Source organism: uncultured Sneathiella sp. (genome assembly GCF_963976355.1).
Lineage (GTDB): Bacteria > Pseudomonadota > Alphaproteobacteria > Sneathiellales > Sneathiellaceae > Sneathiella.
In genome coordinates this window covers 39,617-50,897 of sequence record NZ_CAXBKA010000012.1, presented here as the reverse complement: position 1 = coordinate 50,897, position 11,281 = coordinate 39,617, and the positions used below count along the sequence as shown (strand labels likewise).

General features: G+C 48.5%; 11 protein-coding genes. 6 read left to right on the top strand and 5 right to left on the bottom strand.

Annotated features, from left to right (window positions below; translation table 11 throughout):
- From AAC599_RS19175 to AAC599_RS19165, 3 genes are all read right to left on the bottom strand, one after another.
- The coding region (locus AAC599_RS19175; protein WP_340152006.1) for an IS110 family transposase at window positions 1-411 on the bottom strand (411 nt) is incomplete at its 3' end.
- Between the two features lie 781 nt (window positions 412-1,192).
- Window positions 1,193-2,485, bottom strand: coding sequence for a TRAP transporter large permease (locus tag AAC599_RS19170; RefSeq protein ID WP_340152005.1), 1,293 nt, complete (start codon window positions 2,483-2,485; stop codon window positions 1,193-1,195).
- Between the two features lies 1 nt (window position 2,486).
- Window positions 2,487-2,993 carry a TRAP transporter small permease gene (locus tag AAC599_RS19165; RefSeq protein ID WP_340152004.1) on the bottom strand — a complete coding sequence of 169 codons (507 nt, stop codon included), beginning with the start codon at window positions 2,991-2,993 and terminating at the stop codon, window positions 2,487-2,489.
- A 405-nt stretch (window positions 2,994-3,398) separates the two neighbouring features.
- Here AAC599_RS19165 and AAC599_RS19160 point away from each other — a divergent pair, with 405 nt between their 5' ends.
- The 5 genes from AAC599_RS19160 (at window position 3,399) to AAC599_RS19140 (ending at window position 8,441) form a co-directional block, all read left to right on the top strand.
- Window positions 3,399-4,577 carry a CoA transferase gene (locus tag AAC599_RS19160; RefSeq protein WP_340152003.1) on the top strand — a complete coding sequence of 393 codons (1,179 nt, stop codon included), beginning with the start codon at window positions 3,399-3,401 and terminating at the stop codon, window positions 4,575-4,577.
- Window positions 4,578-4,639: 62 nt separating this feature from the next.
- Entirely contained in the window at window positions 4,640-5,434 is a 795-nt protein-coding gene (locus AAC599_RS19155; protein WP_340152002.1) for an SDR family oxidoreductase, read from the top strand.
- Between the two features lie 68 nt (window positions 5,435-5,502).
- Window positions 5,503-6,264, top strand: a complete 762-nt coding sequence (locus tag AAC599_RS19150; RefSeq protein ID WP_340152001.1) for an enoyl-CoA hydratase/isomerase family protein — start codon at window positions 5,503-5,505, stop codon at window positions 6,262-6,264.
- A 54-nt stretch (window positions 6,265-6,318) separates the two neighbouring features.
- Window positions 6,319-7,101 (top strand): enoyl-CoA hydratase-related protein, encoded by a 783-nt coding sequence (locus AAC599_RS19145; RefSeq protein ID WP_340152000.1) that lies wholly within the window; start codon window positions 6,319-6,321, stop codon window positions 7,099-7,101.
- A 179-nt stretch (window positions 7,102-7,280) separates the two neighbouring features.
- The gene (locus AAC599_RS19140; RefSeq protein ID WP_340151999.1) at window positions 7,281-8,441 is read left to right on the top strand and encodes an acyl-CoA dehydrogenase family protein; all 1,161 of its coding nucleotides are present in this window, start codon (window positions 7,281-7,283) and stop codon (window positions 8,439-8,441) included.
- Between the two features lie 174 nt (window positions 8,442-8,615).
- Here AAC599_RS19140 and AAC599_RS19135 read toward each other — a convergent pair whose 3' ends face one another.
- Together AAC599_RS19135 and AAC599_RS19130 are read right to left on the bottom strand one after the other, a co-directional pair.
- Complete coding sequence (locus tag AAC599_RS19135; protein ID WP_340151998.1) at window positions 8,616-9,335, bottom strand: TetR/AcrR family transcriptional regulator; 720 nt, start codon at window positions 9,333-9,335, stop codon at window positions 8,616-8,618.
- A gap of 98 nt (window positions 9,336-9,433) precedes the next feature.
- Window positions 9,434-10,213, bottom strand: a complete 780-nt coding sequence (locus AAC599_RS19130; protein ID WP_340151997.1) for an enoyl-CoA hydratase-related protein — start codon at window positions 10,211-10,213, stop codon at window positions 9,434-9,436.
- Between the two features lie 258 nt (window positions 10,214-10,471).
- Between AAC599_RS19130 and AAC599_RS19125 the strand changes: the two genes are divergently transcribed.
- On the top strand, window positions 10,472-11,254 hold the full coding sequence (locus AAC599_RS19125; protein WP_340151996.1) for an SDR family oxidoreductase: 783 nt from the start codon (window positions 10,472-10,474) through the stop codon (window positions 11,252-11,254).
- Window positions 11,255-11,281: the final 27 nt, after the last annotated feature.

Below are 11,281 nucleotides of genomic sequence, written 5' to 3'. Positions count from 1 at the left end.
ATTGACCAGTGCGGTTCGATTTTCGACCAGTCGCGTGCGAACCCGATGCGTCGCCTGAATACTCAATTGTTCACCGGTTTTAATTGTAACAAAACGCATGCTGGGTCGACTGGCCGCCTCGCATATTGCTCCTGCATCATTCGGGTCGCTCTTGTTTGTTTTGACATAAGGTTTGACAAATTGAGGACTGATTAAACGGGTTGCATGGCCCAAGTCAGCAATCTCGCGAGCCCAATAATGCGCGCCAGAGCATGCTTCCATGGCAACCAGGCAGGGCGGTATATTGGCGAAAAAAATACCAACCTGATCACGTCGCAGAGTTTTTCTTAGAACCGTTTTATCCCGCTCATCAACGCCATGAACTTCAAAAACATTCTTTGCTAAATCCAATCCAATACGAGTCAAGGCCATTTCTGTTCTCCTTTAAATATGGGTTATACCCACACTCGAGGATGCCATAAAACTCAAGGGCGGGTGTTCATACCATTGGCTCCGGTTTTGCAAGAGATAAATTGAGATAATCCTGATCGAAGAGGGTTGCGATTATGTGTCCGGGCTGTTTTCGCGGTGCATATGACCGCTGGCCCTTCAGTGGTTGCCGCTGATAATGCAAGAAGTCTTTTAAGGCATTTGAAGTGATTGAATGCAGTCGTCTGCGAGTTATGGAATTGCGGCTATTTCAGAAGCCGCAGACCGGTATGGTGATCCGCGGATCAAGCCCAAATCTGATGAACGAACCTAGATTGGCTTGTGGGCCAGCCCTGATTTTCCTTATGAAAACAATGAAACGGTATGAGAAACCTCGTGTCATTGTCACATATAGATTATTTTCGTAACGTGCCTCGATGAACTTGATTGGAAACGAAATGATCCAGGAAACGGGTTGCTGGTTGAACAATCGTTGCAAAAATTCTCATCTTCCTTTTCGACGGCGAGAATATGCAATGCTATAGTTTACGCGTCTGCAAAGTTTACAGAAATTCGTTTCTATTCACGCATCAGTCCATAATCACTTCAACACGGAACGCTATCTCAACTAAAGTACCACATTAAAGTTCAACGTGACGTTGCTCTTGCTGAGTGGCAGCAACTTAACGGGTCATAATAGAGGCATTTTAGTGCCATTCTACACCAAAAAGAGGCGTGGCCGTATTCGCCTGAAAGCGCCCTGTTAATCCTACATAAACGCCGGTTATTTGACCAGATAAAGCGCGATGATAGGGAACGCGGTTAGCAAAGCAACAACCATCAGCTCGATAAGCACAAACGGCATAACTCCCTTGAAAATTCTCATCAGCGTTATATCCGGTGCGATGGAGTTCATGACGAAAATATTAAGCCCCAATGGCGGCGTAATCAGAGCAATTTCGGCCATTACGACGATATAAATGCCGAACCAAATTGGGTCTATTCCGTAATGCAGAATGATTGGATAGATAAAGGGAACGGTCAGGATCAACATGGCAAAAACGTCAAGTGCGCATCCCAAAATCAAATATATCACCGTGATGACAATAATAAACTCATACGGCCCCAGATTCATCGCCTGTACAAAATTGATCATGTTTTCGGTAATACCGGTTACCGCAATAAAGCGGGTGACGATATAGCCAGACAGGATGATTGTGAACAGCATTGCGCTTGTGGTGATGGTTTCCGTCAGCGCTTCTCGCATTGCCGCCCACGTCAGTTTTCGCGAAATTAGACCATAGAAAGTTACGCCAACGACTGCAATACCGGAGGCTTCCGTTGGCGTGAAGGCACCTAAATAAATACCGCCGATAATAAGGGCAAATAGGGCAAGAATTGGTAATGCCTCGATAAGAGAAAAGACGGTTTCTTTCGCGTCAGGCTTTGGTATCGGGGGTGCCTTTTTAGGGCTGATTACTGCAATGGCAATTACTAGCGCGCTGAAAAGGGCTACGGTTAATAAACCAGGAACGATGCCGGCAATAAACAGATCGCCGATTGAGTTTTCGGTTAGAACACCATAAAAAATGAGAATGAGGCTCGGTGGTATGAGAATACCTAACGTGCCGGCGGCCGACAATGCGCCGGCTCCCAGTTCCTGGTCGTAGCCATATCGTTTTAGTTCCGGCATAACGATACGACCCATCGTCAGGACAGTTGCGGTACTTGATCCCGAGATGGCACCAAACCCGGCGCAGCCGAAAACGGAGGCTATTGCCAGCCCACCTGGAAACCGCCCAAGTGTATTGGCGGTTGCTCTAAATAGGCCAGCGGCAATTCCAGTATGATTAGCAATATTCCCCATTAGCATGAACATCGGAATAGCAATGAGAACGAAATTCGTACCTTCATGAAAGTATACTAGTGTGGACTGGCTCAGTGCTTGTTGAACGCCCATAACCACAACGATCCCGCCAATACCGACCGTTCCCAGGGCAAACGCAATGGGAACGCCCAAAAAAATCAAACCAATCATGACGGCAAGACCAATATAGCCAATGACAATAGGCTCCATTTTATTTTACTCCTGTTTCTTCAAGGGATTTTGGTCGTGCCGATTTGCGGGTTTTTGAATTTTCTGGTGTAGGCATCAGTTTTAGTAGGGTTGTAACGACCAATTGGACGCATAGCAGGGAAAAGACGACCAGCATGATAAACTGGAACGGCCATACAGGAATGTTGAGTTCTTCGGTTGCATCCGAGATCATGATGGAAAAGCGGTAGTCATCGAATGACTGACGTGCGAGCGCGCCGAACAGGACTATTCCACAGAACATGGAAAGGATCTCTATGCCGAGTTGCATTCGTCTCGGCATCATGTCGAAAAGCAGATCCATACGGATATGCTTTTCAGTTAATGTCGTGAAATTAAGGCCCAATGTGAAGACAAGAAGAAGAAGAAATTGGCTCGCTTCTACGGCACCGAGAATAGGCCGATTGACAAAGTAACGCATCGTGACGTCAGCCGCGATTACCAAGGTGAGAGTTGGTAACGCAACAAAAGACGCGAAGAGATGGATCAAATTTATTATCCATCTCAATGCATTGGCGAATTTTATTACAACCATGTCACTAACAAAGCCCTGTCGAGTTAAAAGTTGCTGAGTTTATGTTCATCATGGTATCTCCCTATATTCATGCCATAAAGGCAAATTCCTCTCGCTTATTAGTTTTTTAACAGTTTTCAGCCTTGGGAATTCAAATACCTTAAACTTACGTATGGGTACACTTTTTTGCGATGGGTGTAATAACTAAATTTTAGTGTACACTCTAACGTTTATATCGTTGACATTATACATACTATACAGATAGTATCTTATATGGCAAGGCGGAAACATGGCGCCAATGCTATAAAAATATGAGTAACTGTCATCCGCTGCTTACGACCCGGAAATGCCGCCATTTATGGTCAAAAATTAGGAGGTCCAATGTTACCGCTTGAAGGAATACGAGTACTCGATTTTACTCAATTGATCGCTGGCGCGTTTTCAACCATGTTGCTAGGCGATCTGGGGGCAGACGTCATTAAAATCGAACCCCCTGAAGGTGATGCCATGCGGCGCACGGGAAATACCTCCGTTGAGGGGTTGTTGGAAAGCGAAGCCTCTCTCAGTTTAAGTCGTAATAAGCGAAGTGTTGTCCTAGATTTAAAGAGTGCTGCTGGTAAGCGGGCCGCACTGGATCTGGCAGCTCAGGCAGATATTGTTGTTGAGAACTTTCGCCCCGGTACGATGGATAAGCTCGGGCTGGGATATGATGAATTGTCTCGAAGCAATCCGGGTCTTATTTTTTGCGCAGTTGCAGGATTTCGTCCGAACAGTAAATACGCCAAACGTCCGGCACTTGATCAGGTTATTCAGGCTCTTTCAGGCTTGATGCAACTAAATGGGTCGGAGGAATCTGGACCACTACGTACTGGTTTCCCGTTTGTCGATATTTTCTCACCCACGCTTGCTACCATCGGCATTTTGGCAGCGTTGCATCGTCGTGAGCTGACCGGTGAAGGCGGTCGCGTGGATATGTCCATGATGGACGCTGCCATATTTGGTATGATCCCGCGTGAAGGTTATTATTTTAAGACAGGCAAAACACCTGCCCGAATAGGTAACAAGCATTATCAGATTGTTCCCTGTGACAGCTATACTACGTCCGATAACCGACAAATTCAGATCATCGCACATCAGGAAAAATTCTGGCATACGCTTACCGATGCATTGGCCGACCCGGAACTAGCTGATGACCCAAGGTTTTTAACGAATGCTTTGCGGAACGATAATCGGGATGCTGTTGACGAATGGCTCGCACGTATTATCGCTACGAAGCCATTAAGTGAATGGCTTGATCGTTTTGAAAAATCCGGTGTGCTGTTTGCGCCTGTACGAACATTGGATGAAGTGTTCAGCGATCCGGAGGTTCGTAATGATATGGTTGTGAATGTTAACCATTCACAGATCGGGACAATCAAAGTGCTCGCAAATCCCATTAATATTTCAGGATGTAACACCCGTTATGAAGTCCCTCCACCAATGCTCGGCGAGCATACCGACGATGTTATCGATGAAAACGGAAACGTGCTGCCGAATGCTTGGCGTAAAAGCCGGAAATAATAGGAGAATTGCCTCTTTTAGGTCCCATTCGCCTCAGCAAAAACAATATAGGAAATAAATAAATGGATATTCAGTTGAACAAGAAAAGTGTCATCGTCACCGGCGGGGCGTCGAATATTGGGCGCAGTATAAGTCTCGCCTTTGCAACTGAGGGCGTAGATTTGACCATCGCGGATCTTGACGATGTGCAGGCAAAAAAGGTCGCGGAAAAAGCAATTGAACTCGGCGCTGCATCTGCCCACACAGTGAAAACAGATGTCTCCAATTGGGATAACGTGCAGGCGCTTGTGTCAGAGGTGGAAGAGCGCCACGGCAAGATAGACGTCTTGGTCAATAATGTTGGGTGGACACGCGACGCGGTCTTCACGGAGAAGACTCGTGAGGAATGGCAGCGGGAAATAGATCTTAATTTATGGGGTACAATCAATTGTACGAGGGCTGTACTTGACGGGATGATCAAGAATGGTGGCGGCTCGGTTGTCAGCATCGGCTCAGATGCTGGCCGTATGGGTGAATTTCGCGAGGCAGTCTATGGTGCATGTAAGGCTGGTGTTATCGCGCTGATGAAGTCGCTGGCGCGTGAAAATGGCCGCTTTGGTGTCCGTTTTAATGTTGTATGCCCGGGCACCACAATGCCGGATTCGACGGAAGAGTTAAGCGAAAACAGTATCTGGATCAATGAGATGAAGGAATGGAATACGCCAGAAATGCGAGAGCGTATTTCGAAGGCATATCCTTTGCGGCGTATAGGCAAGCCTGGCGATATTGCTTCTGCCGTATTGTTCATGGCTTCCGATGCCTCCAGTTTTGTTACGGGCCAGACATTGAGCGTGAGCGGCGGCTATACAATGATGTAACTCGGAATTCGGCGGCACATTGCCTGACGGATTACTAATTCTTATTTTCGCGGATCGAAAGATATTTTATGTTTGACTTTTCTGTGGAAGACCGCGTCGCGACGGTCACAATGCGCAACGAGCCCGTTAATGCGCTGACACTTGTTTTCGTCGAGAAATTAGAGCTGTTGGTGGACGATCTGGAGACGCGCGACGACTGGAACGTCGTAATTATTCGTAGCGATCTTAAGGTATTTTCGGCAGGTGGTGATTTAGCGGGCATGTTGTCCTGGATGAATGAAGAAGGGGCCGCCAAGAGAGTGGCGGTCTATGCACAACGTATTCAGCAGCTTATGAAACGGTTTGAAAAACTTCCCGGTGTCACCATTGCATTCATAGAGGGCGCTGCGCTGGGCGGTGGATTGGAACTCGCTCTTTCTTGTGATCTGCGAATTGCAACGGAAGAGGCGAAATTTGGCCTGCCGGAACTCAAGGTTGGATTGCTCCCTGCAGCAGGAGGTACACAGCGGCTGACTCGGCATTGCGGCCGCGGGGTGGCAACACGAATAATGCTAGCGGGGGACGTTCTTTCCGCAGCGGAAGCGCACCGCGTTAATTTGGTTGAAATGCTGTGGGAAAATGGCCAGTCTAAAATGGAGTTGGCGGATATTGCCGGACGTATTGCTGCAATGCCACGGGAAGCCCTTAGTATTGTCAAGGGCTGTATTGCAGGGCAGGGCGCGACCGATACTGACGGTTTCGCGCTGGAAATCACTGGTATTGAAAAACTGGTCGCAGGCGGCGAGGCAAAAATACGCATTGCCCGCTTTATGCAGAAGACAGATGCCTGACGGAGCGGATAATATGATTGGGTGTTGGTGTAAATTTCAGCATGAGGACATGTAATGACGGAAAAAAGCATTCTGCTTGAGAAAAACAATAAAACAGGTGTCGCCATACTGACATTGAACAGACCCGATCAGTTTAATGCGTTTAATCGGGAAATGGTCAACCTGTGGGCTGATACGTTGATAGATATCGCGGCGGACAAAAATATACGTGCCATGGTCCTGACCGGCGCAGGAAAAGCGTTTTGCGCCGGCGGTGATATGGATGAGCTGGATAGCTTTCTCACAATGAATATGTCGGAACGCAAATCGTTTCTTTATGACAATGTCTATCGGGTTATGCGCCAAGTGCATAGTATGGACATTCCGATAATTGCAGCGCTAAACGGTACTGCAAGGGGAGCCGGGCTAGATATGGCGCTGATGTGTGACATTCGTATCGCGGATCGCTCTGCGGCTTTTGCTGAATCATATATTGCCATGGGACTAATCGCCGGTGATGGCGGGTCATATTTTCTGCCACGACTTGTTGGTCTCTCCAAGGCGCTGGAATTGCTCTGGACAGGCGATGTGGTAAGCGGTGAAGAGGCTGTGCAAATTGGCATGGTTTCAAGGGTAGTGGATGACGGACAGGCACTCGCCGAAGCGGTGAAATTTGCGGAACGAATTGCGAAACAGCCAACGGAAGCAGTTCGGATGATGAAGCGTGCGGCAATTCAAGGTTTTTCAACAACGCTGGATTCACATCTCGACATGATTTCGTCTCATATGGCCATTCTCGAAGACAGCCTGGCATTCAAGGAGCGGGTAGCTGCATTTCAGGCGCGTCGTCGGAAGTAATCCTTGAATTAACAAACTATCCGGATAGAATGTAAGCTAGCCCCTACGAATTTTAATTTGTGCGGCCTGACGCGGGGCTTCTATTTAAAATAGAGAACTCCGCACTTCGCCGCCGACTAAGTTAATGTGAGGAAGATCTAGCCGAAATGCCGCGACAGATCGCAAGAAGGGGAAGAAAAATGTTTACACTTACAGACGAGCAGAAGCAGTTGCAGGCACATTTTCGCCGCGTTGCGCTCGAACGCTTGGCGCCGCGAGCTGATGAAATTGATGCAACTGGCGAATATCCGGAGGATATGTTCGAACTACTGAAGTCGTTGGAGCTCTTTCTGCTTCCCTTCCCGGTAGAATATGGCGGGACCAACAGCATGCTTTCTGCCTGCATTGCGGTGGAGGAATTTTCTCGTATCTGCTTTAACACGGCCTATATCCTTGTTGTTCAATGGGTGCCGATTGGCGCCATTATTGAGGGCGGCACACAGGCTCAGCGCGATAAATATTTGCCGCCACTGGCGACGGGTGAAGCGCGCGCCGCCATTTCGGTAACCGAACCACAAAGCGGGTCGGACGTCGCCGGTGTTGTCTGCCGGGCGAAGAACGTACCGGGAGGCTACCGGCTGACGGGCAGCAAGGCCTGGTGTACAAATGCCAGCAAATCTGATTTCATATTGGTTGCTGCCCGCATCTCCCGCGACGATAAAGAACGCGGCGGTCTGAACCTATTCATTGTCCCGACTAACGCTGAAGGCTTGGAAATCGGTCCCAAGGAGAAGAAGGCTGGTGGGCGTGGCGTACCGTCCCATCCACTTTACCTCAATAACGTATTCGTGCCGGAAGAAGATCGGTTGGGCGAGGAGGGTCGGGGGTTCAAGATTGTCATGCAGACCTTCAACGCCTCCCGGCCAATTGTCGGTGCACGTGGCGTGGGGCTTGCGCAAGGCGCGCTGGACAAGGCCGCTAATTTCATCAAGACACGCGAAGGATTTGGTCAGCCAATTATCGACTTTCAGGGAATGCGCTGGATGCTCGCCGATATGGCGACCTCGATCGAAGCGGCCCGCAACCTTGTTTATCGGGCGGCGAGTGAGGTTGACGCCGGGACGACAGGTAATGAGCTGGCGTCGCTTGCTGCGATGTCCAAATTATTCGCAACAGACGTCGCGATGAAAGTCGCTACAGATGCGGTCCAGGTCTACGGATCGTCCGGCATTTCCGATGATTTTCCGATCGGACGCTACATGAGAGACGCAAAGATGCTGCAGATCGTGGAAGGCACGAACCAAATCCAGCGCAATATTATTGGCCGTTTACTGGTCGACGCAGCAAGACAGGAAAAATAAATCGAATTAGCAGTGTCATTTATCTATTAAAGTGTTGGTTGAATTTTAATGATATTTTAAATTTCTCTGAACGTGAGTGAGAAGTCCTTTTATTAGGTTGTCGCGCAACCATGCTTTCTCGCATGGTTGCAGCGAGGTTAGAAATACATCGGGCAGCTAGCTATAGGTAAAAATTTATTGTCGCGTGTCGAAAAGGCCGTTGACAATAAGGCTCCGTGCCGCACGGATCAAGTCATCACCAGACATTTTCATTTCCTGGCGCGACCATTCAATAAAAATACCGTCATGTAAGGCAATTACAATTGATGCGAGTTCTCGGGTTGGAACGATAAGCTTGATTTCACCACTTTTCTGTCCTTGCGCAATGGTTTCCTCCAGATGGGTATAAAGTAGCTGGTAGAGCTCCCTGATATGCCGGGATATTTTATTTTTTTGGCCGGCAAATTCCATCGACATTGTAATAAGCAGCAGCATCTCGTCACGTTTTGTCAAACCGAGCCCGGCGTGAACATGCATAAAATGGACAAGCGCTGCCTTGACGGAGTCACAATCTGTACTGAGGGCTTCGATAATCGGGTCAACAATTCGTTCCTTGGCACGATCGAGCAAGGAGTGAAGCAATGCTTCTTTGGTTCCGAAATGGAAGTAAACTGCACCTTTTGTAAGTTTGGCGCCAGCCGCGATGCTTTCCAGGGTCGTTGCTTTATACCCATTGGCAATGAACAACTTACAGGCACAGGCCATAAGCTTTTCAAAACTTTCCTGGCTTTGTTGCTTTTTTGTCTTGCGCTTTTTTATTGAGCCAGATTTGTCCGGCCGGGATATTTCTTTCCCAGCCGTGACGTTCTCGTTTCGGGCTATTGTTTTCGCCTTGTTGGCATCAGTAATTTTCATTAATAATATTTCCGTCAACGGGCTACTCGCAACCCTTCTCTTGGAAGGTATTCAACATAAGGCATACCCGAAAACACCTGATTGGGCAAATTAATCGTCTAGAATTTTTGCCGGAAATTCGGTTTCCGCTTTTCATTAAATGCGTTCACGCCTTCTTTCGACTCGGCTGATTGATAGAATAACGCCAATGCCTGCATACCGAGATTTCCAACACCTCGGATATTTTCAGTTGCTGCATTGAAGGAGCTTTTGGCAATGGCGATGGCAGTGGGGCTTTTCTGCAGGATCTCCTTGCACCATTGGTCAATTTCCTCGTCCAATTTCTCATGTGGCACTACTGCGTTGCATAACCCCATTTCGAGTGCCTGTTCTGCAGAATACTGGCGACACAAATACCATATTTCTCGCGCTTTCTTTTCACCAATCGCATGCGCAAGATATGCCGTTCCCCAGCCGGGATCAACGGAACCGACTTTCGGTCCGGCCTGGCCAAATTTTGCTTTGTCAGAGGCTATGGCAAGATCGCAAAGAGTAACCAGGACATTTCCTCCCCCAATGGAATAACCCTGAACGCGGGCGATGACCGGCTTTGGAATATCGCGCAAAACCGTATGCAATTCTTCAATTGGTAGGCCAATGGTGCCTTTTCCGTCATAGAAACCGTCATGCGCGGATTGGTCGCCGCCAACACAAAATGCCCTGTCACCGTGGGCTCCAAGTACAATGACACCTATTTCATTATCCCAGCCAGCGTCATTTAAAGCGTTTATCAGATCAGTAATGGTCTGATTGCGAAAGGCGTTCATCTTATCAGGACGGTTGATGTAGATGCGTGCAACCCCGTCGCGTTTCTCGAAAGTTATATCCAGATAGGTCATGTTTTCTTGTCCTTTAATTTGGTTTCTTTGCTGCCCAGGCGACACTCCAGCTTCCGGAAATGCCCAGGCCGGAGGAAGCGCCAATATTTATGCGCCAAGCATATGTTATTTGTTTCGGTTGACGAATACTATCCAGATGGTATGCTTTTTGTGCGCCTTTGTGTCAATAGAGAACACGCGGCCAGTGCTTGGGGAGGCCGGTGGAAATCCATCACCTCATTAGGTAAAGGCTAATAATGGGTTTGGGAGAAAAAGATAATGATATATACGCATATGCAGTGCAAATCCGCGATCGTTACCGGGGGATCCGGCGGCTTGGGCCTCGCCATCTCCAAGCGCCTGGCAGCTAGTGGTTGTAATCTAGTGGTTTCCGGCAGAACGGCGGAACGCGGCGCTCAGGCAGTGAAAGAACTCATAATGCTTGGCGTAAAGGCCGTCTTTGTCAAAGGCGATTCAGGCGATTATGAAAATTGTAAGCGGATTGTCGCGAGGGCCAGGGAAGAATATGGCGGTATCGACATATTGGTTAGCGCTGGTGCGGAAGGCCCCTTCGGGCCGAAACCGTTCCGGCAGATGACGCCCTCTGAGCTTGAAGAGAGCTTTGCGTCACGCTTTTTTCCGCGTATCTTTCCCGTACATGCCGCTGCCGACGCGTTGGAAGAAAGCAAAGGGTGCGTGGTTCTTATCACCACGGATGCGGCGCGATTTCCGACCACGGGAGAATCCGTTATTGGCGCTGTCGGGGCATCTGTAATCCTGATGACGAAAACGTTAGGCCGCGAATTTTCAAGAGCTAACATACGGATAAATTCCGTAGCCATGACCTTGACCTCTGACACACCTTCATGGGACCGGATATTCAATAATGACGAATTTGAGCGGAAAGTCTTTTCCAAGGCGCTGGATAGATTTCCGCAGAAACGTGCACCAACTGCGGATGAAGTCGCGGCGGTAGCTGCTTTTCTTGCCTCTGATGAGGCCGCACAAATCACGGGACAAACTGTCAGTGTAAATGGCGGGTTATCATTCGGCGGTTGGTAAGACTGTTTTGAACGAGGAAAAAAGGGA